Origin of the sequence: Flavobacterium glycines, from assembly GCF_900100165.1 — a bacterium.
Lineage (GTDB): Bacteria > Bacteroidota > Bacteroidia > Flavobacteriales > Flavobacteriaceae > Flavobacterium > Flavobacterium glycines.
Genome location: NZ_FNEO01000001.1, coordinates 1,084,441 through 1,107,792, shown reverse-complemented (window position 1 = coordinate 1,107,792; position 23,352 = coordinate 1,084,441). Strand labels below are relative to the sequence as shown.

23 protein-coding genes are annotated in these 23,352 nt (G+C 34.4%); 17 read left to right on the top strand and 6 right to left on the bottom strand.

All coding sequences use genetic code 11. The annotated features are described in order from the left end of the window. Positions 1-2 precede the first annotated feature (2 nt). The 3 genes from BLR17_RS04375 (at position 3) to BLR17_RS04365 (ending at position 2,459) form a co-directional block, all read left to right on the top strand. Positions 3-752, top strand: a complete 750-nt coding sequence (locus BLR17_RS04375) for a uroporphyrinogen-III synthase (RefSeq protein ID WP_066327594.1) — start codon at positions 3-5, stop codon at positions 750-752. Between the two features lie 238 nt (positions 753-990). After that, entirely contained in the window at positions 991-2,025 is a 1,035-nt protein-coding gene (locus BLR17_RS04370) for a PAS domain-containing sensor histidine kinase (RefSeq protein WP_066327390.1), read from the top strand. Between the two features lie 77 nt (positions 2,026-2,102). Continuing rightward, entirely contained in the window at positions 2,103-2,459 is a 357-nt protein-coding gene (locus BLR17_RS04365) for a hypothetical protein (protein WP_066327393.1), read from the top strand. A gap of 184 nt (positions 2,460-2,643) precedes the next feature. Here BLR17_RS04365 and BLR17_RS04360 read toward each other — a convergent pair whose 3' ends face one another. The 3 genes from BLR17_RS04360 to BLR17_RS04350 form a co-directional block, all read right to left on the bottom strand. Continuing rightward, positions 2,644-3,333 carry a zinc metallopeptidase gene (locus BLR17_RS04360; RefSeq protein WP_066327396.1) on the bottom strand — a complete coding sequence of 230 codons (690 nt, stop codon included), beginning with the start codon at positions 3,331-3,333 and terminating at the stop codon, positions 2,644-2,646. 260 nt (positions 3,334-3,593) lie between these two features. Continuing rightward, a complete protein-coding gene (locus BLR17_RS04355; RefSeq protein WP_066327399.1) occupies positions 3,594-6,548 on the bottom strand; it encodes a leucine--tRNA ligase in 2,955 nt (984 codons plus the stop codon). A 45-nt stretch (positions 6,549-6,593) separates the two neighbouring features. Beyond that, a complete protein-coding gene (locus BLR17_RS04350; RefSeq protein ID WP_066327401.1) occupies positions 6,594-7,205 on the bottom strand; it encodes an outer membrane beta-barrel protein in 612 nt (203 codons plus the stop codon). Between the two features lie 162 nt (positions 7,206-7,367). On the opposite strand from BLR17_RS04350, the gene BLR17_RS04345 reads away from it, so the two are divergent. The 10 genes from BLR17_RS04345 to BLR17_RS04300 all read left to right on the top strand — a co-directional run bounded on the left by BLR17_RS04345 (position 7,368) and on the right by BLR17_RS04300 (position 15,105). Next, entirely contained in the window at positions 7,368-7,715 is a 348-nt protein-coding gene (locus tag BLR17_RS04345; RefSeq protein WP_066327403.1) for a winged helix-turn-helix domain-containing protein, read from the top strand. A gap of 166 nt (positions 7,716-7,881) precedes the next feature. Next, positions 7,882-9,267: an alginate export family protein gene (locus BLR17_RS04340; RefSeq protein ID WP_083189313.1), complete on the top strand. Its 1,386-nt coding sequence runs from the start codon at positions 7,882-7,884 to the stop codon at positions 9,265-9,267. A 43-nt stretch (positions 9,268-9,310) separates the two neighbouring features. Next, the gene (locus BLR17_RS04335) at positions 9,311-10,048 is read left to right on the top strand and encodes a sulfite exporter TauE/SafE family protein (protein ID WP_066327405.1); all 738 of its coding nucleotides are present in this window, start codon (positions 9,311-9,313) and stop codon (positions 10,046-10,048) included. A gap of 126 nt (positions 10,049-10,174) precedes the next feature. Continuing rightward, positions 10,175-11,053 (top strand): cell division protein FtsX, encoded by an 879-nt coding sequence (locus BLR17_RS04330; protein ID WP_066327407.1) that lies wholly within the window; start codon positions 10,175-10,177, stop codon positions 11,051-11,053. A 104-nt stretch (positions 11,054-11,157) separates the two neighbouring features. After that, complete coding sequence (locus BLR17_RS04325) at positions 11,158-11,391, top strand: DUF3098 domain-containing protein (protein ID WP_066327409.1); 234 nt, start codon at positions 11,158-11,160, stop codon at positions 11,389-11,391. A gap of 79 nt (positions 11,392-11,470) precedes the next feature. Further along, a complete protein-coding gene (locus tag BLR17_RS04320; protein WP_066327411.1) occupies positions 11,471-12,256 on the top strand; it encodes an undecaprenyl-diphosphate phosphatase in 786 nt (261 codons plus the stop codon). Further along, a complete protein-coding gene (gene truB / locus BLR17_RS04315; RefSeq protein WP_066327412.1) occupies positions 12,256-12,957 on the top strand; it encodes a tRNA pseudouridine(55) synthase TruB in 702 nt (233 codons plus the stop codon). Before BLR17_RS04320 ends, truB begins: the two co-directional genes overlap by 1 nt. Before the next feature lie 277 nt (positions 12,958-13,234). Next, entirely contained in the window at positions 13,235-13,681 is a 447-nt protein-coding gene (locus tag BLR17_RS04310) for a hypothetical protein (protein WP_139068344.1), read from the top strand. A gap of 54 nt (positions 13,682-13,735) precedes the next feature. Continuing rightward, positions 13,736-14,461 carry a hypothetical protein gene (locus BLR17_RS04305; protein WP_139068345.1) on the top strand — a complete coding sequence of 242 codons (726 nt, stop codon included), beginning with the start codon at positions 13,736-13,738 and terminating at the stop codon, positions 14,459-14,461. A gap of 98 nt (positions 14,462-14,559) precedes the next feature. Then, positions 14,560-15,105 (top strand): hypothetical protein, encoded by a 546-nt coding sequence (locus BLR17_RS04300; RefSeq protein WP_066327417.1) that lies wholly within the window; start codon positions 14,560-14,562, stop codon positions 15,103-15,105. A 51-nt stretch (positions 15,106-15,156) separates the two neighbouring features. Here BLR17_RS04300 and BLR17_RS04295 read toward each other — a convergent pair whose 3' ends face one another. Further along, positions 15,157-15,807, bottom strand: a complete 651-nt coding sequence (locus BLR17_RS04295) for a thioredoxin family protein (RefSeq protein WP_066327419.1) — start codon at positions 15,805-15,807, stop codon at positions 15,157-15,159. Positions 15,808-15,911: 104 nt separating this feature from the next. Between BLR17_RS04295 and BLR17_RS04290 the strand changes: the two genes are divergently transcribed. The 4 genes from BLR17_RS04290 (at position 15,912) to BLR17_RS04275 (ending at position 20,704) form a co-directional block, all read left to right on the top strand. After that, the gene (locus BLR17_RS04290) at positions 15,912-16,697 is read left to right on the top strand and encodes a patatin-like phospholipase family protein (protein WP_066327422.1); all 786 of its coding nucleotides are present in this window, start codon (positions 15,912-15,914) and stop codon (positions 16,695-16,697) included. A 61-nt stretch (positions 16,698-16,758) separates the two neighbouring features. Continuing rightward, complete coding sequence (pyrH, locus tag BLR17_RS04285; RefSeq protein WP_066327597.1) at positions 16,759-17,466, top strand: UMP kinase; 708 nt, start codon at positions 16,759-16,761, stop codon at positions 17,464-17,466. Between the two features lie 62 nt (positions 17,467-17,528). Beyond that, entirely contained in the window at positions 17,529-18,092 is a 564-nt protein-coding gene (gene frr / locus BLR17_RS04280; RefSeq protein ID WP_066327425.1) for a ribosome recycling factor, read from the top strand. A gap of 116 nt (positions 18,093-18,208) precedes the next feature. Further along, on the top strand, positions 18,209-20,704 hold the full coding sequence (locus BLR17_RS04275) for a DUF5686 family protein (RefSeq protein ID WP_066327426.1): 2,496 nt from the start codon (positions 18,209-18,211) through the stop codon (positions 20,702-20,704). On the opposite strand, the gene BLR17_RS04270 is transcribed toward BLR17_RS04275, so the two are convergent. Beyond that, positions 20,701-21,030 (bottom strand): DMT family transporter, encoded by a 330-nt coding sequence (locus BLR17_RS04270; protein ID WP_066327427.1) that lies wholly within the window; start codon positions 21,028-21,030, stop codon positions 20,701-20,703. The two genes, BLR17_RS04275 and BLR17_RS04270, sit on opposite strands and share 4 nt — an antisense overlap. A gap of 1 nt (position 21,031) precedes the next feature. Next, positions 21,032-23,302 carry a cation:proton antiporter domain-containing protein gene (locus BLR17_RS04265; RefSeq protein WP_139068351.1) on the bottom strand — a complete coding sequence of 757 codons (2,271 nt, stop codon included), beginning with the start codon at positions 23,300-23,302 and terminating at the stop codon, positions 21,032-21,034. Between the last annotated feature and the right edge of the window lie 50 nt (positions 23,303-23,352).

Below are 23,352 nucleotides of genomic sequence, written 5' to 3'. Positions count from 1 at the left end.
ATATGAAAGTCAAAACAATTTTGGTATCGCAACCAGAGCCTAAGGTAGAGAATTCGCCTTACTTTGAACTCCAACAAAAACACAAAATCAAAATTGATTTCCGCCCTTTTATCCACATAGAAGGAGTTAGCGCTAAGGAAATTAGACTTCAAAAAATTGACCTCAACAACTTTTCTGCTATTATTTTAACCAGTAGAAATGCTGTTGACCACTTTTTTAGAGTGGCTGAAGAAATGCGATTTAAAGTTCCTGAAGGTTTAAAATATTTCTGCCAGTCGGAAGCTGTAGCTTTCTATTTGCAAAAATATGTGGTCTACAGAAAAAGAAAAATCTATGTTGGAGCAAAAGATTTTGCCGATTTATCTCCTTTAATTAAAAAATACAAGGACGAAAAATTCTTATTACCTGCTTCAGATCAATTGAATGCAGAAGCTCCTATAGTATTAGACAATTTAAAAGTTGACTGGAAACAAGCTACTTTTTACAAAACAGTAATGAGTGACCTATCTGACTTAGCCGATGTCTATTATGATGTTTTGGCTTTTTTCAGTCCAACAGGAATCAAATCATTGTTCAAAAACTTCCCTGACTTCCAACAAAACAACACTAGAATTGCTGTTTTTGGACCAACAACTCAAAAAGAAGCTTTAGACCATGGATTAAGAGTAGACATCATGGCTCCTGCACCGGGAACACCATCGATGACTATGGCTCTTGAAAAATATATTATCGAAGCTAACAAAGGAAAATAATCCTACTACATTATAATTCAAAGCCATCCCGTAAAAACGAGATGGCTTTTTTTTATGGCTGAAAATTTCAATCTGAATATCAAAAATCATTGGAGCAAAAATTAATTGGCCTAATATGATTTATAATTCACTAAAAACAGTATCTTGTAGTTATATTTATAAAACAAAACTACCTATTTGTTGTTTTTAAAACATTTTAGGTTTTCTATTTAGAGAAAAATCAAAACGAAGTATTAGCATGCCAACAGAAAACGAAATTAAAAACATCCGCTCAGAATTTTTTAATAATGCGGATTTACATTTTACAGTATTTGATAAGGATTTAAATATAATTGATATCAATGATAGCTTGCTTAAGTACTATCATCTAGATTATAATGAAATCATTGGTAAAAATATTTTAGAAATTGGACCAGATGTAAAAGAAAAGGGACTATATGACAAATACCTAGAGGTCATCAAAACAGGCAATCCAATCATTATTGAAGATAGTTTAAGCCACCCGAAATACGGAAACCAACATAATAGGCTAAAAGTATTTAAAGTAGGAGAAGGAATTGGCGTGACCGCTTCAAACATAACTGAATTAAAAGACACTATAAGTGCTTTAGAGTTGTTTTCTTATAAAGTAGCCCATGATGTTAATAGTCCAATAGCAAGTATATTAGGAATTACCGATCTCGCCCTTAACGAACCTAATGATACTGATGAATTAAAAATGTACTTTGAATTAGTGCAGGAAAGCATAAAACAACTAATGGACACTTTGAACCAGGTTAACAAAACGCTAAGAATTCAAAAAGGAAATACCTCTTTAGAATTAATAAATTTTAAACAAATTATACTTGACGTCAAAAAATCTCTAGCTTATTTACCTGGTTATAACACGATACGATTTGAAGAGAATATAGAAATAATAACGGACTTTTATTTCGATAAACTGATTATAAATTCTTTATTTCAAAATCTCATTGATAATGCTATAAAATACCGAAAGGAATCACAAAATGATTCACGTATAAATATTAATGTTTCAAGAGCAGATAATAATTTCACAAAAATTACAATTACTGATAATGGAATCGGAATAGTTACAGATTTACAAAAAAACATTTTTAAATTATTTTATCGGGCAACTAATCAGGCTAGTGGTAGTGGTATTGGACTGTACACCCTTAGATATGGCATTGAAAAACTGGGAGGGCATATTCAATTTGACAGTACCGAAAACATTGGAACTACTTTCACCATTTATTTACCTAATCAAAAATAAATTAATCAGAAATCAAATCATTTAAAACACGAATCCTTTTTTTATTATTTTTGGTCGACAACTGAAATAAAAAAATTATGAAAAAAATCCAATTGATTGCCCTTATTTTGCCGTTATCTATACTAATGGTTAACTGTAGCTCAGCCGGAAAAGGAAAATCAGCTTATGTTGAAGCTAAAAAAATAAGCTACGAAACCGACATTAAACCAATTATTACAACCAGCTGTACCCCTTGCCACATGCCGCCTCAGGGACGAAAAGAACCTTTCCAAAACTACGAACAGGTAAAAGAACATATTACAGCTATCATTGCCCGTGTAAAATTACCTCAGGAAGATCGTAAATTTATGCCTCCGGTAAATAAAAAACCGGCTTTAACTAATGATCAGGTTGCTGTTTTAGTACAATGGCAACAACAAAACATGCCTCAATAACAAATTCAATTTCAAAAATCAATGACAATTTTCAATGGCAATAGCAATTGAAATATTCAATAAAAAAAAATTCCAAATTCTAATTAACGTAAAGTCATTGGAATTTGGAATTTTATTTTTTGGGATTTATTAATTTCAATTGAAAATTGCCATTGAAAATTGTCATTGATTTTTGCTATTGTTATTAGTTCCTTCTGTTTCCGCCCAAGTAAATAGACACATAATACAACAAGGTCGCGATAGAACCCAAAGCCGCTACCACATAAGTACGGGCAGCCCATTTTAACGAATCTTCAGCTCCTGCATATTCGGCAGGATTCAGCATATTTTTAGCTTTCAGCCAGGCCAAAGCACGATTACTAGCATCATATTCAACCGGCAAAGTAACAATCGAAAACAGGGTAGTTGCAGCAAACAGGATAATTCCAATTAGCAACAAACCCGGAAATGTTTTAAGCATTAAAATCCCCGCCAGCAAAATCCATTGCATGTACGAAGAAGCCACATTTACAAACGGAACCAACTTAGAGCGCATACTCAGCCACTCATAACCCACAGCATGTTGTACAGCGTGACCACATTCGTGAGCCGCTACCGCAGCTGCAGCTGCATTGCGTTGATTGTAAACCGCCTCACTTAAATTCACCGTTTTATCCACCGGATTGTAATGATCTGTTAGTTGTCCCTCAGTCGAAATCACACGAACATCGTAAATCCCGTTATCCGATAACATTTTTTGAGCAATCTCAGCACCACTCATATTATTTTGCAAATGCAATTGCGAATAATGCTCAAACTTACTCTTTAACCTCGAACTTACTAACCAACTGAAAAGCATAATTGCACCCGCCAGAATTAAATAACCACTTCCCATATCTTTTTATATTTTTAGTTTCAATTTTTCAATAATAACAAACAAATTCTGAACCAATTTACAAAAATGCCAATTTGACAGCTGTTAAAAATTCATTAAATAGCAATATCAAAATTCAATAACAATTGCAACAGGAAATATCAAAAATAAAAAATCCAAACTCCAATCAACACATTGTTATTGGAATTTGGAATTTTATCTATTTAATCATTGACAATTGAAATTGCCATTAATTTTTGATATTGAAATTGAAATTGAAATTACCCTACCAGGTTGATAATTTTCCCCGGAACAATAATCACCTTATTTGGCGTTCTGCCGTCTAATTGTTTTTGGGTTCTTTCGTCTTTCATCACGATTTCCTCAATTTGTTCCTTGGTTAAATCCAAAGGCAATTTGATGGTAAAACGCATTTTTCCGTTAAATGAAACCGGATATTCTTTCTCTGATTCTACTAAATGAGCCGCTTCAAAAACAGGGAAAGCAACCGTTGCAATCGAACCTTCGTTACCTAATAAACTCCATAATTCTTCTGCAATATGCGGTGCATAAGGTGAAATCACAATAGCCAACGGCTCTAAAATAGCACGGGAATGACAATTTTGAGTTGACAATTCGTTCACACAAATCATAAACTGTGAAACCGAAGTATTGAAAGAGAAACCTTCAATATCTTCCGCTACTTTCTTGATAGTTTTGTGCAATGATTTCAAGTTGTCTTTTGTTGGCTCGTCATTAGTAACAATCAAACCATTATCATCAAAATACAAACGCCATAATTTTTTCAGGAAACCAAAAACTCCCGAAATACCTGCCGTATTCCAAGGTTTTGCCTGCTCCAACGGCCCTAAAAACATTTCGTATAAACGCAAAGTATCGGCACCATATTCAGCACAAATATTGTCTGGAGTGACTACATTGTATTTAGATTTTGACATTTTTTCAACCTCGCGACCTACAATATATTTTCCGTTTTCTTCCATGAGAAAGATTGCATTAGCAAAATCCTCTCTCCAACCTTTAAACTTTTCAACATCTAACTCATCAGAAGAATTAACCATTGAAACATCCGCATGAATCGGTGAGAAACCAATTGTTAGCTGCTCGCTCCATTCTTCTACATTATATTCTTTATGAATTCTCTTTAATTCAGAATGAACAAAATCTAAATTATTATTTTTATAAATAGTTGAACTCACAAAAACAGGAGGAATTCCCATTGTTCCTAAAACTCTATAAACAAAAGCACTCGTCCCTAAAATCATTCCCTGATTAATCAGTTTTTTGAATGGTTCTTCTGTTGGCGCAAAGCCTTTGTCTTTTAAGAATTTGTTCCAAAAACGGGAATACAATAAATGTCCGGTAGCGTGTTCGCTTCCGCCAATATATAAATCCACAGATTCCCAATATTTCAAGGCTTCAGCAGAAGCAAATTCATTTTCATTAGCGGCATCCATATAACGCATCCAATACCAGGAACTTCCCGCCCAGCCTGGCATGGTGTTCAATTCTAATGGAAAAATAGTCGTGTTGTCAACCAAATTTGTATCAACCACTTTATTGTTTACACTGTCCCAAGCCCAAACTGCAGCATTTCCTAATGGAGGCAATCCGTCTTCGGTTGGTAAATATTTCTCAACTTCCGGCAAGATGATTGGCAAATGTTGCGCATCAATCATCTGTGGCAAACCATTCACATAATATACCGGAAACGGTTCTCCCCAGTAACGTTGGCGGGAGAAAACCGCATCACGCAAACGGTAATTGATTTTCCCTTTTCCCTGACCTATATTTTCCAGTTCTTCGATAACTTTTTTAGTCGCTTCTTTGTACCCCAATCCATTTAGAAAATCAGAATCCACTAATTGGAATCCTTCTTTGGCTCCAAAAGCCGCTTCCGAAATGTCTTTATCAAAAATATTTTTGATATCCTGCATTCCGTTTTGACCTTTGAAGAAATTAGCAAAAGCATAATCTCTTTCGTCTCCACAAGGAACCGCCATTACAGCACCTGTTCCGTAGCCCGCCAAAACATAATCACCAATCCAAACCGGAATAGCTTCTTTGGTAAACGGATGTTCGGCATAAGCTCCCGTAAATACACCTGAAATGGTTTTCACATCAGCCATACGCTCGCGTTCTGAACGTTTTGCGGTTTTTTCGATATAAGCCTCAACAGCCGCTTTTTGTTCAGCAGTTGTGATTTGAGCTACCAATTCATGTTCCGGTGCCAAAGTCATAAACGTCACTCCGAAAATAGTATCAGGACGAGTAGTGAAAACTGAAATACTGCTTTCTGAATTCTGCAGTCTGAAATCTACCATCGCACCAACACTCTTTCCAATCCAGTTTCGTTGTGATTCTTTAATCGATTCGCTCCAGTCAATAGTATCTAAACCTTGCAACAAACGTTCTGCATAAGCAGAAATTCGCATGCTCCATTGGGTCATTTTTTTACGAACTACCGGAAAACCACCACGCTCTGAAACGCCGTTCACAATTTCGTCATTCGCCAAAACCGTCCCCAATCCCGGACACCAGTTTACTTCGGTTTCTGCCAAATACGTTAATCTGTATTGTAAAAGGATTTTCTCCTGCTCGTCTTTTGCGAAAGCATTCCATTCAGCAGCTGAAAATGCCGCAATGTTATCATCTGAAACAGCATTCACATTAGCATTTCCATCTTTTTCAAAAAGAGCAATCAAAGTCGAAATATCTTCGGCTTTATCAGTCGTTTTATTATACCAGGAATTAAATAACTGGATAAAAATCCATTGGGTATGTTTGTAATAATCAGGATTTGAAGTACGTACTTCACGATCCCAATCGAATGAAAATCCTATTTTATCCAATTGCGTTCTATAACCTGCAATTTGATTTCCTTCTTTATCAACACCTCCGTCAATGTTTACGCGGGTTGTATCTTCAGGACGTTGCCCGGTTTGAATAGCATATTGCTCAGCCGGCAATCCAAAACTGTCGTAACCCATTGGGTGCAACACATTAAAACCCTGATGTCTTTTAAAACGGGAATACACATCCGATGCAATATAACCCAGCGGGTGTCCTACGTGCAAACCCGCTCCTGATGGATAAGGAAACATATCCAAAACATAATATTTTGGTTTATCTGAATTATTTTCGGCTGCAAAAGTTTTGTTTTCTGCCCATTTTTTTTGCCATTTGGCTTCTATTTCGTTCGGATTGTATTTCATGTATTATAAATAATCTTTTTATTTTTTTTAAAAAGGATTAATAAATTAATTTGAATGATTAAATAAAGGTTCTAGGTTAAATAAAATATTTGCGTAAGCTCCCCAATTTTTAGATTTGTTTTTATCGAAATCTACTGTATTTGTAAAACTGCGATCACCTACTAATTCAATACTAAAATTCTTCAAAAAAGTTGTTCCGATTCCAAACATACAACCCAAATTTACTTTATTATAAAAATTACCTAAATCAACATTCTCGTTAGATTTTGCATCTAAAATACCTGTCATTCGAAAACCACCTAATAAATAAAAGCCTTTACTATAATCTTCTTTGACATCATATTTTAAAAGTGTATGTAATTGAAGTGTTTTTAATTTAGTATATTCAAACAGCAATCTTGCTCCATTATCTTCATAATAATAACTCCCCTCTTCAGTTGTATTGTAAATTAAATGAGCTTTTAAACCCAAATGATTCTTAATTTTATAATCTACAAACCCTCCTACATTAAATGGACTTTTTCCTGACCCTACAAATAAAGAACCTTTCATCTCTATATCATAAGCATTTGCACCTACAACTAACCCATATTTCAAATCTTGTGAAAAAACGGAAACAGAAAACAAAAACAGAAAACCAATTAATATTTTTCTCATTTAAAATTATTTAGAGTTTACAACTTTTTAAAAAATCAGTCGCAAATTTACATTTATTGTACGGGCTATGAAAATAATTTATTTGGAATAAAAAAATTAAAAAATACGTATTTAAATAAGTAAAAATACTTATGTTTGCACTGTGTTTTAAAAAACATAACCATGACATCCGACAAAAAATATAAAATAGAAGTCCGGCTCTGGATTGAAGAAACCGAAGGACCATTTTTAGGAATAGGTAAAATCTGGTTACTGGAAAATATTCGAAAAACAGGTTCAATTACCAATGCTGCCAAAGAAATGAAAATGGCCTACCGGCAAGCCTGGCAATTAGTCCAGGAAATGAACCAACGCGCCGAAAGCCCTTTAGTCGAAAAATTGCTGGGCGGTAAAGGCGGAGGCGGCGCCAAACTGACTGAAGCCGGAGAAAGAGCCATAAGCCTATTTTATGAAGTAGAAAAACGAATTAAAGATTTTGCTCAAAAAGAAACTCAAAATCTAAAGTTTTAAAAATTTTAACCAACAGTATTCATTTTAAAACATATTGAAAAAATCTAAATCTGATAAGAAAAACAATTCATAAGCAACAATCGACTTATATTTGCAAAATGTTAAACAAATGCTAAAAACTGTAAAATCAGCAATTATTTAAACGAAACAACCCTTCCTATTTATAATGAAAAAAACACTTTACCTATTTACATTAACAATTGTAGCTTTATTTTTCAGTGAAAATATGACGGCACAAATCGATCAAAATATCACGAAATTATTACTCGAAAAAAAGATTATCAACCAACATGAAGCCGATTCGATAATGGCTCTTCCGATTGTAAATCAAAAAGTCAATTCTGAAAACAAAAACTTTTCCATTGGATTAGAATTCAGACCCAGAGCAGAATATCGCGACGGTTACAAACAATTGAGAACCGCCGATACCAAAGCCGCTTATTTTGCTACCCAAAGAAGCCGATTGTATTTTAACTACAGCCAACCCAAATTCAAATTTCACACTTCCGTTCAGGATCTTCGCGTTTGGGGACAATACGGACAAACCTCTACAACAGGTTCTTTTAATGTATTTGAAGCTTATGCAGAAACAGGACTTTCTGATCATTTTTCGCTTCGAATAGGCCGTCAAAAAGTAGAATTGGATAACGGAAGACTTTTCTCGGCAGCCAACTGGAGTCAGGCAGCAAGAGCACATGACGGAATCAACCTAATCTACGAAAACAGCAAAATTCATTCGGAATTCATTACAGCTTTCAATCAAACTTCTGAGCGTATTTTCGAAACCAATTTTGCTCCAACTACATTTACAAACTATAAAATGCTCAACATACATTACCTGAAAGCAAAATTAAATGAGCATTTTAGTCTAAGCACTTTAAATTCTGCCGATGGTTATGAAAGTAAGACCAATCCAAGGACTATGTACACTCGCGCCACTTCGGGCGGACGAATAGAATTTGAAAAAGGAAATTTATACCTAACCCTGAGCGGTTATTACCAATACGGTCATTTACAAGCCGGAAATAAAATTTCGTCCTATTACTTTCAGCCTGAAATCCAGTGGAAGAAAAACAAGTTTACTACCCGTTTAGGTATGGAATACATGAGTGGTGACAATGCCGAAAAACCAAGTTCCACTTCTAAATCATTTGTTCCGCTTTACGGAGTTGCCTGGCGTTTTATGGGAAACATGGATTATTTTACCACCTTCCCTTCGGATTTAAAAAACGGTGGATTAATCAATCCGTACCTGCACCTTATTTATGATCTTAACAAAAAACTAAGTTTACGCTCCGACTTTCATTTGTTTTACCTGCAAAATAACGTAAAAGACAATCTGAACAACAAGATTAACCCCTATTTAGGATTTGAAAACGACTTATCATTACACTACAAATACAACAATTTCACCATGATTGATTTTGGCTTCTCATACATGGCAGCCGAAAAAAGCATGGAAACACTTAAAACAGGAAACAGCAACATCATTCCCGTATGGAGCTACCTAATGGTCACTTTCAAACCGGAACTATTTAACTTCAAAAAATGATTCGTTCTTAATTAAAAGTACAGAATCAGCTAAATACTTTTTTATGGAATTCACTTCTATTATTCTATTACTCGCCTTAGCTACTGTTGCATTTATATATTCTTCAGTTGGTCATGGAGGCGCCAGTGGTTATATGGCCATTATGGCTTTAACAGGTGTAGCCCCTGTCATGATGAAACAATCAGCTTTAGTGATGAATTTAGCCGTTTCCTTATTCTCTTTTATTGGGTTTTACAGAGCAGGTTTTTTTAGATTGAAATTATTTCTGCCTTTTGTAATTGCAAGTATTCCAATGGCTTTTTTAGGAGGCACGATGAGTTTACCGGACGCAATCTATAAAAAAATATTAGGCATCTGTCTCTTTATTTCAATTATCCGACTAGTATATCAATTTGAAGAAAAAAATGAACCCAATCGGGAAATTCCATTATGGGCAGGACTTTTTTCAGGTGGAAGTATCGGGCTCCTTTCCGGACTTTTAGGTATTGGTGGCGGCATCATCCTCAGCCCTTTGATGCTTTTAATGCGTTGGTCAAAACTTAAAGAAACAGCCGCTGTTTCAGCATTATTTATTTTTGTCAACTCCCTTTCGGGACTTTATGGACAAATTCAAAAAGGAGGCTTTAACCTTAGCCCTGATTTACAAATAGCGGTTGTTGCCACTATCATTGGCGGTTTATTCGGATCCTATTTTGGAAGTCAAAAATTCAACTCCAAAACACTAAAATACCTTTTGGCTGCCGGACTAACAATTGCCGGTTTAAAATTACTTTTAACGTAAAAGTGTTTTTTTATGTTATTTTTTTAAAAACCCATCTCTAAATTACAAGAAAATAAAAACTTTGAACGTTATTAACTTCATATAAAGAAATTCTTTATTATTTTTACCCCATAATAAAAGTAAACTATGAGTTCTTCATTTGATAAGTTTCAAAAACGCAGGTTAATTTCCTCTTATTTTTCGGTGGTTTTAAGTATTTTTCTGGTATTGTTTTTACTGGGAACATTAGGACTTTTTATTATCAATTCTAAAAAATTAGCAGACGACTTTAAAGAAAAAATCGCCATGACGGTTTTCTTTAAAAATGAAGCCAATGATACTATTTTGAAAAGTTTTGGCACGGAATTAAAAAGAGCTCCGTTTGCCAAAAAAATAGTGTATGTAAGTAAAGAAGAAGCTGCTAAAGTTCATACCGATATTATTGGAGAAGATTTCCTGACTTTCTTAGGCGAAAATCCTTTGCAAAACTCTTACGATATCCATATCAAAGCCGATTATGTTGAGAAAGACAGCGTAGCTAAAATTGAACGTCAATTGCGTACCAATAATCCAATGATTTCAGATATTGTTTACGACAAACAATTGGTAAATTTAGTAAACGACAATATCAAGAAAGTAAGTATGTGGATTTTAATCATCACTTGCTTCCTGACTTTTATCGCTGTATTATTAATCAACAGTTCACTACGCCTTTCTATTTATTCTAATCGTTTTATTATTAAAACCATGCAAATGGTGGGAGCTACCAAATCTTTTATCAGAAAACCATTTGTGATGCGTAGTGTAAAATTAGGAATGCTTGGCGCTGCTTTAGCAATCTTAGCACTAATTGGACTTTTATCTTATGTACAAACCAACTTCCCTGATTTAGGAATTCTGGATGATAAAGGACTTATTTTACTTGTCTTTATAGCGGTTTTTGGATTTGGAGTTTTAATCACCTGGTTAAGCACCCATTTTGCCACACAACGTTTCTTAAACTTAAGAACTGACGATCTTTATTAATTTTAGATTTCAGTCCCGAAGCTTCGGGAGCAGATTTTAGATTTTAGAATTAGAAAAATAACTTAAAAAAAAAGGAATGAGATTGTTTCGTTCCTGTCAATAAAATGGAAAACAACAAACAAGAATTCTTATTTGATAAAGTAAATTACAAATTCCTTTTTATCGGAATTGGAGTAATTGTGCTTGGTTTTATTCTAATGTCAGGTGGTGGAAGTGATGATCCGAAAGTGTACAGCGACGCTATTTTTGACTTTAGAAGAATCCGATTGGCCCCAACAACAGTTTTAATTGGTTTTGGAATCACCATTTATTCTATTTTCAAAAAAAACAATAAGTAGTTTAAAGTAATCAGTTGCAGTTTGCATAAAAAGCAGCAAAACAACTGAAAACTAAAAACCGAAAACTGATTACTCCAAAATGAACACATTACACGCTATTGTTCTGGCTATAATCGAAGGAATTACCGAATTCCTTCCGGTTTCTTCAACAGGACACATGATTATTGCCTCTTCTTTTTACGGAATTGAACACGAAGAATTCACCAAACTTTTCACCATTGTCATCCAATTGGGAGCCATCCTTTCGGTTCTGGTATTGTATTTCAAACGGTTTTTTCAATCTTTTGATTTCTATTTCAAATTATTGGCAGCCTTTATTCCCGCTGTAGTTTTCGGTTTGCTTTTCAGCAAAAAAATAGACGCCTTATTAGAGAATCCTGTAACGGTTGCCATCTCATTATTAGCAGGAGGAATCATTTTGCTAAAAGTGGACGACTGGTTCAATAATTCAGAAGAAACCGAAATCACTTATACTAAAGCAGTAAAAATTGGATTGTTCCAATGTCTTGCTATGATTCCGGGAATTTCCCGAAGTGGCGCTTCCATTGTAGGAGGAATGTCCCAAAAACTTTCCAGAACTGCCGCCGCAGAATTTTCTTTTTTCTTAGCTGTACCAACAATGTTTGGCGCTACTGCAAAAAAATGTTACGATTATTACAAAGACGGCTATGTATTAACACACGATCAGGCAAATCTATTAATCATCGGAAATATTATTGCTTTTATTGTGGCCATGTTAGCCATTAAATCATTCATTGGTTTTTTAAGCAAAAAAGGCTTCAAAGTTTTTGGTTATTACCGCATTGCAGCAGGACTAATCTTATTGATTATCCATTATTTCATTCACCCTTTGACTGTTATCTAATGACCCGCGAAGAATATTTAGAAGGACAGGTACTACTGATCGACAAACCTTTGAAATGGAGTTCCTTTCAGGCGGTGAATAAATTAAAATACCTGCTGATTAACAAAGTAGGATTGCCTAAAAAATTCAAAATTGGTCATGCCGGAACGCTGGATCCATTGGCAACCGGACTATTATTAATCTGCACTGGAAAGTTTACCAAAAAGATTGCCGAACTACAGGGGCAAGCCAAAGAATATACCGGAACTTTCCACATAGGAGCCACTACGCCATCGTATGATTTAGAAACTGAAATTGATGCGACTTTCCCAACAGAACACATCGACGAAGCTTTAATTCACGAAACGGTGAAGCAATTTTTAGGAGAAATTGACCAAAAACCACCTATTTTCTCGGCTATTAAAAAAGACGGAAAACGCCTGTATGAACATGCCCGTGCCGGTGAAGAAGTGGAAATTGCCAGTCGAAAAACAACCATCCACGAATTTGAAATCACCCGAATTGCACTTCCTGAAATTGATTTCAGAGTAGTATGCAACAAAGGAACGTACATTCGTTCTCTGGCTTACGACTTTGGAAAAGCAATGAATTCAGGTTCGCATTTAACGGTCTTGAGACGAACAAAAATTGGCGATTACGATGTAAAAAATGCGATTGATATAACGTTGTTTGAAGAAAGCTTAGGATTACAAGAAAAATAAATACTGTTTTGACAAGAAATACACAAAGCTATGATTCACTTCATAGCTTTTTTGTTTTAGAAAAATACTACAAAAAAAACAGAAGTACTAACTATGTTTTTAATTAGATTTGCTATATTAAAAACTAACTTTATCAATTTCTATTTAAGCCTACATGATAACAAAATATGTTGTTGCAAAAGGTATAATCTTAAGTTTTTACTTCTTACTATTAAGTATTTTCATTTTAATTAATAGACAAGAATTGAATAATATTTTATCAAACGATTATATTTTAATGAAGAACGTTAAAATAGATTCCATTTATACTGCTTCACATTCTGGTAATAGAAATGGTGATTCTCATTACATAAATTTCAAAGATTCTGGTAAAAAAATCAACTTATTACTTACAGAAAATACTTTAGTTCAAAAACAGATTTTGACTAATATATTTTATGAACATACTGGAACAATCGATATTGTCAAAAGAGAAAAAACCAAGTCTTATTTACCTCAAAACACAGTATATTTTACATATGATGACCGATTTATTTGTAATGTAAATGGAAAATGCAATTTTACTGAGACTTATAAAAACAAAGTATCAAATTATCTTATTTGGGGTGCTTTAATTTTTGCAGGAATATCTTATTGTACTTATCGAGTTTATAATTGTAGAATAATTGAAAGTCTCAAGGGACAAAAGTTTCAGTTCAAATTTTTAGACTCGTTTAAAGATTAATTTTTTCAATTTGCAAACAAGTAATAAATAATAACTTTAATAAATTTTATAAAAATGAAAAAAATACAATTAATAATTTCAACTATATTTCTTAGTATGAGTTTTTTTGGTTATTCCCAAATAATGACCAACTTAAATAGCAGCGACCCTAATATTACTAATCTAAGCTTTGGACTATATCCAGATAACACTATAGTTAAGGGCACTATAACTTCTACTTCCGGAGTAACGAACACTAGTCCGGAACTATTGATAAATTCTATTTTGTCTGAAAATTCCCTTGCTTGGATAAACTTAAACAACAATACCCAAGTAACTGAATTAGATGCAGATGCAACTCAAGATTTAAATAAAAAAAATGCTTTGGATAAGAATCTAAATTATTTCCAACTTGCACAGGTTATTAATTTCACTTTCAAAAATGAGAATTATAAATACATAAAATACAGTTTTCATAATTCAAAGTCAACAAAAAAACCTTACGGATTTATCTTAATGGTAAGTAAAAACAATAAATGGTTGCGTGTAAATGAATTCAACGATACCAATTCAGAATTAATGAATTATACACTAACGTTTTTTAAATTTAATTATCAAAAATTAGATGCTATTTTGAGTAAAAACAATTTAGGAAATAGCTTAATGACTAATATTATAAACGCTACTCACAAAGCAAGTGGTTTTAGTATTATTAGCTTATCTCAACAGTTAGATGTATGGAATTACAATACTTCGAGTGCTGAGAATGCTTATTTTTCTGAAGCATTAGATTGGGAATAATAAATCCCAATTAACAGCAACTACATTTGATAAATTTAGCTAACTTAGTATACTGAGAATAAGGACTTTATTTTATATCGATAATTAAAAATCCATATATGAAAACCCTGACTTGTTTACTAATCACATTTGGCTTTTCTTGCACTTTAATTGCCCAATTTAAACAAGGCTCCTATACTCAATTTGGCGTATCAGTTCCTCTGAAAGAAAACATAAACAGAGACGATGAAGATACCAATTGGCTTACGCCAAACGGCTTAAGCTTGAAATTTGGAGAAGGCATCCATTTTAACCGAACTGTTGCCATTGGTCTAAATTCCGGCATAGACTGGATTGCTTCTAAAAAACTGGTTGTTATTCCTGCCTTTGCCAATCTCAAATTAGGCATGAAAGTAGGCAAAGAAGATTTTTTATACCTCCAGCCTGCTTACGGAAAATCAATTGTTTTAGGTCGCGGTAACCTACACGGTGATTATAAAAAAATTAGTTTTGGCTATGAAGGTATCGAAGGCTTTGCTCTTTTTATAGAACTTACTCAATACGGTTTTAGCTTATATACTCCCGAAAAAGTTACCAGCATTAGCTTAGGCTTGTCAAGCACCTCGTTTACAAAAAGAGTAAAAAACAACAGCAACCTGCCATAATCCGGTAAGGATAACAAATTCTAATCGAATCCCCTTATTATTACACCGTTTTTATCCCAATTTGACTTTTGCAAAATACTTTTTCTCAGAAAGCTCCTGGTCTAATGCCAACATCATTTCTATAATTTCTTCTTGAGTTGCATTTCCTTTATCGTGCAAATACCATAATTGCAATTCGGTTTTTATGGCTTCATCAATAATACCATGTTCTTTTTTATAGTTTAGAATTAAATCCGTAGCTGCTTTAGGTCTGGGCCCCCAATGCGCTAAAACAGCCGAAGTTTCTTTATCAACAACAATCAGCTTAGGAATTGCTCTTGCATTTTGAGTTAGAAAGCAATCCATCAAATCTAAATTCTCATCTCTCAACACTATTTTGAGTTCTATTTTCTCCTCAGAAAGCTGACTCATTTTATTAAAAACCGGCAGTAATTGCGCCGCATCTCCACACCATCCCTCAGAAATTACCAACCAAGTAAACTCATTTTGCAATGACTTCAGTTGAATACTATTTTCCTCTGAAACTTTAATCGTCTTGTCTAAACGATTCATTCGGGTATCATTCAAATAGCTGTAATGCGTTAAATCTTCCGACTGTTCTTCGCCGGTAGATTTTCCTTCTTTTAACAAATCAGCAACTAATTTTCTATATTCAGGATAAGTATAATTATATAACAAGGCTTTTGTAATTGATGTCGTCATAATTTCTATTTTTTAGTAAAATTAGACCAAGTAATCTGGATTAAATATGACAAAAATCACATTCAAATCAGCAAAAATTGTATTTTTATAAAAAATGCTGTACGATGAACTTATATTCAAAATCAATTGGACTTGCGCTTTCAGGTGGAGGAACAAAAGGTTTAGCCCATGCGGGTGCTATTAAATTTTTAGAAGAACAAAACATACGTCCTACTAAAATTGCGGGAACCAGTGCGGGTTCTATCGTAGGCGCTATGTATGCCTGGGGAAAAACACCGGAGGAAATCCTGGACTTCTTCAAATCCATCTATTTTTTTCATTGGCGACACATCACTTTTACCAAAGCAGGCCTGATAGATTCCGAAGCCTTCAAAAACTATTTTCATGCGGTTTTTAAAGATGCTAAACTTTCTGATTTGGAAATCCCAACCCAGATTACCGCAACCGACATGATTAAAGGCAAACTAAAAATATTTGAACCCGAAACCAAAATTGTGGATGCGCTTATTTCATCCTCATCCTTTCCGGGAATTATTTCACCTTATCAAATTAACGGCAATCATTACAGTGATGGCGGAATTCTAAATCACTTTCCTACCGATTTACTTCGTGAAGAATGTGCTACCGTTATCGGAGTTTATGTAAGCCCTATCAATAATATAGAAGCCAAAGATTTGAATTCCATCAGAGCAGTTACCACAAGAGCTTTTGATATTCTCTCCGAATATTCAAATATCTCAAAATTCAATCAATGCGACTGGATGATTCAGCCCAAAGAATTAAGCGTCTACAGCACTTTTGAAACTAACAAAATTAAAATGGACGACATTTTCAATTTGGGCTATGAAGCAGCTAAATACAGCTACGAAAACAAAATTTATAAAATTTAAGTCGCCCTATTTCAAAAAAAAAGAATATCCCTATATTTGCACCAATCAACGCAACAAAGACATGAAATACAAAAGAATTCTTCTAAAATTAAGCGGAGAAGCTTTAATGGGAGATCGTCAATATGGGATAGACCCACAAAGATTAGCTGAATATGCTGAAGAAATCAAAAAAGTACACGCTAAAGGAGTAGAAATTGCCATCGTAATAGGTGGGGGAAACATCTTTAGAGGAGTTGCAGGAGCGAGTAGCGGAATGGACAGAGTACAGGGCGATTATATGGGAATGCTTGCTACAGTGATCAACGGAATGGCATTACAGGGTGCTCTGGAAGACAAAGGCATGAAAACACGTTTGCAAACAGCCTTAAAAATGGAATCTATCGCTGAACCTTACATCAAAAGAAGAGCCGACCGTCACCTTGAAAAAGGCAGAATCGTAATTTTTGGAGCCGGAACAGGAAATCCTTATTTCACAACCGATACAGCCGCTGTTTTACGTGGTATTGAAATCAATGCTGATGTGATTTTAAAAGGAACACGTGTAGACGGAGTTTATGATTCAGATCCTGAAAAAAATGCTGCAGCAGTAAAATTTGACTACATTTCATTTGATGATGTAATCAAAAAAGGATTAAATGTAATGGACACTACAGCCTTTACTTTAAGCCAGGAAAATAAATTACCTATCCTGATTTTTGACATGAACAAAAGCGGAAATCTGGAAAAAATCTGCGACGGTGAAAACATTGGAACAGTAGTAAATATTTAATTAGCAGAAAGCAGTTTTCAGATAACAGAAAATCTGGAATCTAAAATCTAAAATCTAAAAAAATGACTGAAGAAATTGAATTTATATTAGAAAGTGCAGAAGAATCTATGGAAGGTTCTATTGGTCACTTAGAAAAAGAATTTCTAAATATCCGTGCCGGAAAAGCATCTCCTGCTATGTTAGGAAGTGTTTTTGTAGATTACTACGGTTCTTCCACGGCATTGAATCAGGTAGCTAAAATCAGTACTCCTGATGCCAGAACGATTACTTTGCAGCCTTTTGAAAAAAGCATGTTGCAAACTATTGAAAAAGCCATCATGATTGCCAATCTTGGTTTTAACCCAATGAATAACGGAGATGTCATCATCATCAGCGTTCCACCTTTGACTGAAGATCGTCGTCGTGAATTAGCAAAACAAGCTAAAGCCGAGGCTGAAGATGCTAAAATCGGGATTAGAAATGCCAGAAAAGATGCCAACACTGATATTAAAAAATTAGAGAAAGACGGAACTTCTGAAGACATTTGTAAAAGTGCCGAAGAAGAGGTTCAAAATCTGACGAATACTTATATCAAAAAAATAGACGAACTTCTTGCTGCTAAAGAAGCCGAAATCATGAAAGTATAACTTTCTGACCAAACACTTTTTAAAAACCGTCCCGATAGCTATCGCGACGGTTTTTTTATTCTTACTTTTGCCATACCAAAAACGGCTTTCCTTTCGTTTTTACTCAAACAAGTATTATGAGGCACCTTTTTTTGTTTTTCTTTTTCACCCTCACACTTCAGGCGCAATTTCGCATCAACGGAATTGTAAAAGAATCCGCTTCAAACAAAGCCCTGGCTTTTGCCTCAATTACTACTAATAACGGCATTAACAGCATTAGCGATGTTGACGGAAAATTTGAAATTATCTCAAGCAAACCAATTACTTTTTTTTACGTTTCTTACATTGGTTACAATAAAACAAAAATTGATATCCTGAATAACAATCGTTTTTTCAATATTAAATTAGTTCAAAATACCGCCAAACTTAACGAAGTTGTTGTTGCTACTCAAAACGCAGCCAATACCATAATTAAAAAAACAATTGCGCTAAAAGACACTAATAATCCCGAAAAAAAACTGGCCAATTTTGCTTTTAAAACCTATAATAAATTAATTGTTTCCGCTAATCCAGATTCGATTTCAGGAAAAATAGATTCTATTATTGTCAAAAAAACGAAAGAGGGGATTTATTTTAAAATCGATTCGGCCAACTACAAATTCAAAAATACGGTTAACAAACGTCATTTGTTTCAAACCGAAAAAGTATCTCAGTTTCAATTTAGCAACAACAAACTGAAAGAAACTATTCTGGGAGCCAAAATGGCGGGATTAAAACAACCGCTGTACGAAATCATCGCTTTCAACCTGCAGTCTTTTTCTATTTACGATTCTAAATACGAACTTTTTGAAACCAAATACAACAGTCCTATAGCCCAGGACGCCCTAAAAGATTACAACTACAAATTACTGGATACCGTGGCTGTCAACGGCAGAAATGCTTATATGATTTACTTTAAAAACAAAAAGAAAAGTAAAGCCAAAGGACTCGAAGGAATTCTATACATTGACCAAAATAATTTTGCTGTTGCCAAAGCCATTATGCGCATCCGGGGGTTACTCGATATTAGCGGAACTCATGAATTTGAATACCTGGCCAATGAAAACCTTTGGTTTCCTACGCACAAAAATTTCCGAATTATAAAAGGTCAAAATGATGACGACATTAATTTTTTAGGAGGAACCATTCAGTTTGACGGCGATATGGAAAATGATTTCAGCAGCCGAAAAAAGCAGCCTTCGGATTATATTTTTTTACGCTCAGAAAGTCACATTTTTGACTTTGAAAAAAACACAAACAATACTTTAAAAAATCCTTCATTTGCCGTAGCAATAGAAAAAAACGCCTTTAATAAAGAAGAATCTTTTTGGGATACTTATCGAAAAGACAACTTTGATATTCGCAATCAAAAAACCTATAGCGCACTTGACAGTATCGCTGTCAGAAAAAAAATTGCCCATCGGGTTCAACTGGGAAAAAAAGTCATTAACGGCTATTTGCCCATAGGTTTTTTCGACATGGATTTGCGAAAGTTATTTAGCTACAATAATTACGAAGGTTTCCGTTTAGGATTAGGCGGTATAACTAATGAACGCCTTTCTAAATATTTCAGAATGGAAGGCTACTATGCTTACGGTACCAAAGACGGTATCTTTAAAGGCAGTATTGGCGCTGCCGCAAAAATAGACAGCGAGGCCAATTCATGGCTTGGAATTTCATACACCGATGATGTACGGGAAATAGCCAGCACTTCTTTTACAATTGAGAAAAAACCGTTTAAAATATACGACCCAAGACCCATTAACATCAGTACTTTTTACAATTATGTAAGCTGGAAATCCTATTTTGAAACCAAAAAAATTCCAAAAACTGAAAGTATTTGGGAACTGAACCACAGTGAAATCCAACCCAAGTTTGATTACACATTCAGCAACAACAATAAATTATATACAAACTATACCATGACTACCGCCATGGTTTCCTTGCAATGGAGTCCGTTTAGTGATTTTATGCAAACGCCTACAGGACAAATTGAGATAGAAAAACGTTTCCCTAAATTCACTTTTCAATACACGCAATCCTTAGGAAGACTATGGAATAACGATTTTGATTTCAGCAAATTTGACTTCAAAACCGAGTATGAAAAAAAATACCTCAACGGTCAAAAAACATCCTTACTTTTTCAGGCGGGTTATGCATTGGGCGATATTCCATTGACTCATTTATACAATACTTCGCCAAACAATATTACGAAAGAAACCATAATTCAGCGAATTACTTTTGGTGGCAAAAACAGTTTTGAAACCATGTTTTTCAATGAATTTTTCTCTAACAAATATGCTCTTTTTCAATTCAAACATGCTTTTAACCGCGTTACTTTATTCAAAAAAGTAAAACCTTCGCTGGTTTTAGTTTCCAGAATGGCCTGGGGAAATCTGAATCATCCGGAACAACACTTAGGGCTCAATTTTAAAACATTAGACCGCGGTTTTTTTGAATCTGGGATTGAGTTAAATCAAATTTTTAACGGTTTGGGATTAACTGCGTTTTACCGTTACGGACCAAATCAATTACCTAAATTTGAAGACAACATCGCCATTAAGCTGAGCTATGTTTTGAATTTAGGATTCTAATGACTCGACACAAACTTCAATCCTATGATTGAAGCAATCAGTGTCACAATAAAAAACAATCGCCAAAAACCGGCAGGTTCTTTAAATACAAAAATCCCAACTAAAACAGTTCCTACGGCTCCTATTCCGGTCCAAACAGCATAAGCGGTCCCGATAGGCAATTCCTGAGTCGCTTTGTACAATAAAAACATACTTGCTGTTAAACTCACTAAAAAACCAATCATCCAATAGGCTGATTCCATTCCGGCTGTCTCTTTGGCTTTACCTAAACAAGAAGCAAAAGCAACTTCAAACAAACCACCAATTATCAAAAAAATCCAACTCATTTTATTCTCTAATAATTAATACTGAGGAATTCCCTAAAGGCCAATTCACATTAGCATCGGCAATGGATTTCCAACTTTCTAAACTAATCAATATTAAATCTTGTTGCTTGAAAAAAGCAGCATTCAATTCTTTATCTGAAATGATATTGATGTTATTAGGAAATTTTTGCAACAAAACTGAAACGGCACTTTGCATCACAAAATTATTTTTCAAAATGCCATTCATATCTAAAATATTGATCTTTGAATTGTTATTAAAAATCATTTTTTGGACATAATCAATCAAAACAGCATCATCCGATTTTAGAATAGGCACAAAAACATGATTTAAGGTTTCAAAATCATTGTCTATTAAAATCCCCAGAGGCGTTTTAGTTTTAGCAACAATTTGTCTTGTGCGCTCATCAAAAGGCGAATTCTCAAACAAACCTTCTTTTCCTTTGAACTTATCAATTAATCGATCCGGATTAATAATTCGGGTGGTAAAACCGATTACTTTACCTAACAAACTGCCTTCAAAAATAGACTTCCCTACTCCTACCAAAAGCAAATCGTAATCGCCATTATTAGCCACTTCGGCAATTTCAGTTTCGATATCATTGGTAACCTTAAAAACCGAAAGTAACTTCACTCCCAGATGATCCGATTCATCAAAAATAGGTTCGAATGTTTCTCTTTCTATTTCTTCCATATTGAACGAATGCAGTTCGTCACTTTGAGACAAATGCATCGCGGTAATTACCGAAGTCTTTTTTTGTTTTTTGGTTAAACCATTAGCCAAACGCAGTAAAGCTTTTCCTTTTTCATTATTTCCAAAAGAAATCAAAATACGATATTTACTTTCATCCAAAATTTCAACATGTTCGCTTTCTCTTTTACCTTTAAAAATAAGATCCAGTAAATCCAAAGCAGGTCCTGTCATAAAGGTAGTAACCAATGCCATGATTACCATCATCGTAAAAACTTCAGGGGTTAATACTTTAAGTTCTAAACCAATGTTCAGCACAATCAATTCCATCAAACCACGGGTATTCATCAAAGCACCAATGGTTAAACTATCATGCCAGTTTTGACCCACAAATCGCGCTGCCAAAGCACTTCCTAAAAATTTACCTACCACTGCTACTGCTATTATTCCGGCAGTTACTTTCCATAAATAGGCATCATTTATCAAACCTACCTGTGTATTCAAACCGGTGAAAACAAAAAACAACGGCAGTAATAATATCACCGAAACGTCTTCTACTTTTTCGATAAAAATCATTCTGAATTTAGCGATATCCGGCATAATAGCGCCCATCATAAATCCGCCAAAAAGCGCATGAATACCAATAACCTCAGTGGCATAAGAAGAAATAATAAGCAATAAAAAGAAGATAGCCATTACGGGTTTTCCAATGTTTTCCTTCTCAGCATACAAATCTCCAATGCGTTTCAAAAAAGGTTTTACAATAAAAAGCATGGCCAAAACATACAAAAAAGCCAAGGAAATAACATAAAGCGAGCCTACAAAATCACCGGCTTTTACTATGGCAATTACCACAGCCAGCAAACACCAGGCGGTAATATCATCGGCGGCGGCGCAGGTAATAACGATGGCTCCCAGTCGGGTTTTGTGAATTCCTCTTTCCTGAACTATTCGTGCTAAAACAGGAAAAGCCGTTATACTCATAGCAATCCCCATAAACAAACTGAAAGAAAGAAATTCGACACCTTGAGGAGCAAACTGATTGTACACAAGATAAGACAGGCCAATTCCCATGGCAAAAGGGATAATAATACTGGCATGACTAATAACTATAGCTTCACTGGCTTTATTTTTCAAAACTTTCACATCCAGTTCCATACCAATGACAAACATGAAAAGAATCAACCCTATCTGGCTCAAAAATTTTAAATTTCCTAAAGATGCGGCAGGAAATAAGGCTGCTGAAAAATCAGGAAAATACATCCCTACCAAAGAAGGTCCCAAAACAATTCCGGCTATAATTTCTCCAATTACTGTAGGCTGACCAATTTTTTTAAAAAACCAGCCAAAAATACGGGCCACTAAAATAATCATAACTATCTGTGCCAGAAGAATAGCCAAAGGATCCTGAAGATTATGTAACATCGAATTTACAAAATCAGTAAGCGAATTATTGGCTGGATGAGCAACAAGGTTGGCTTTTTTTAATTCCAGTAACTTTCCTTGTCCAATAATCCAATAAATTAATACTGAAAAAACGCCTGTTACCCCTAAATAAAACAAAGTATTCTTATATTTTTTCAAAACCATAGCTCAAAATCAATTGATTTAAATTTTACACAAAGATGCTAAAT

Coding starts and splice junctions, on each gene's coding strand:
- BLR17_RS04375 (WP_066327594.1), top strand. CDS start 3: ATGAAAGTCAAAACAATTTTGGTATCGCAACCAGAGCCTAAGGTAGAG.
- BLR17_RS04370 (WP_066327390.1), top strand. CDS start 991: ATGCCAACAGAAAACGAAATTAAAAACATCCGCTCAGAATTTTTTAAT.
- BLR17_RS04365 (WP_066327393.1), top strand. CDS start 2,103: ATGAAAAAAATCCAATTGATTGCCCTTATTTTGCCGTTATCTATACTA.
- BLR17_RS04360 (WP_066327396.1), bottom strand. CDS start 3,333: ATGGGAAGTGGTTATTTAATTCTGGCGGGTGCAATTATGCTTTTCAGT.
- BLR17_RS04355 (WP_066327399.1), bottom strand. CDS start 6,548: ATGAAATACAATCCGAACGAAATAGAAGCCAAATGGCAAAAAAAATGG.
- BLR17_RS04350 (WP_066327401.1), bottom strand. CDS start 7,205: ATGAGAAAAATATTAATTGGTTTTCTGTTTTTGTTTTCTGTTTCCGTT.
- BLR17_RS04345 (WP_066327403.1), top strand. CDS start 7,368: ATGACATCCGACAAAAAATATAAAATAGAAGTCCGGCTCTGGATTGAA.
- BLR17_RS04340 (WP_083189313.1), top strand. CDS start 7,882: ATGAAAAAAACACTTTACCTATTTACATTAACAATTGTAGCTTTATTT.
- BLR17_RS04335 (WP_066327405.1), top strand. CDS start 9,311: ATGGAATTCACTTCTATTATTCTATTACTCGCCTTAGCTACTGTTGCA.
- BLR17_RS04330 (WP_066327407.1), top strand. CDS start 10,175: ATGAGTTCTTCATTTGATAAGTTTCAAAAACGCAGGTTAATTTCCTCT.
- BLR17_RS04325 (WP_066327409.1), top strand. CDS start 11,158: ATGGAAAACAACAAACAAGAATTCTTATTTGATAAAGTAAATTACAAA.
- BLR17_RS04320 (WP_066327411.1), top strand. CDS start 11,471: ATGAACACATTACACGCTATTGTTCTGGCTATAATCGAAGGAATTACC.
- truB (WP_066327412.1), top strand. CDS start 12,256: ATGACCCGCGAAGAATATTTAGAAGGACAGGTACTACTGATCGACAAA.
- BLR17_RS04310 (WP_139068344.1), top strand. CDS start 13,235: ATGAAGAACGTTAAAATAGATTCCATTTATACTGCTTCACATTCTGGT.
- BLR17_RS04305 (WP_139068345.1), top strand. CDS start 13,736: ATGAAAAAAATACAATTAATAATTTCAACTATATTTCTTAGTATGAGT.
- BLR17_RS04300 (WP_066327417.1), top strand. CDS start 14,560: ATGAAAACCCTGACTTGTTTACTAATCACATTTGGCTTTTCTTGCACT.
- BLR17_RS04295 (WP_066327419.1), bottom strand. CDS start 15,807: ATGACGACATCAATTACAAAAGCCTTGTTATATAATTATACTTATCCT.
- BLR17_RS04290 (WP_066327422.1), top strand. CDS start 15,912: ATGAACTTATATTCAAAATCAATTGGACTTGCGCTTTCAGGTGGAGGA.
- pyrH (WP_066327597.1), top strand. CDS start 16,759: ATGAAATACAAAAGAATTCTTCTAAAATTAAGCGGAGAAGCTTTAATG.
- frr (WP_066327425.1), top strand. CDS start 17,529: ATGACTGAAGAAATTGAATTTATATTAGAAAGTGCAGAAGAATCTATG.
- BLR17_RS04275 (WP_066327426.1), top strand. CDS start 18,209: ATGAGGCACCTTTTTTTGTTTTTCTTTTTCACCCTCACACTTCAGGCG.
- BLR17_RS04270 (WP_066327427.1), bottom strand. CDS start 21,030: ATGAGTTGGATTTTTTTGATAATTGGTGGTTTGTTTGAAGTTGCTTTT.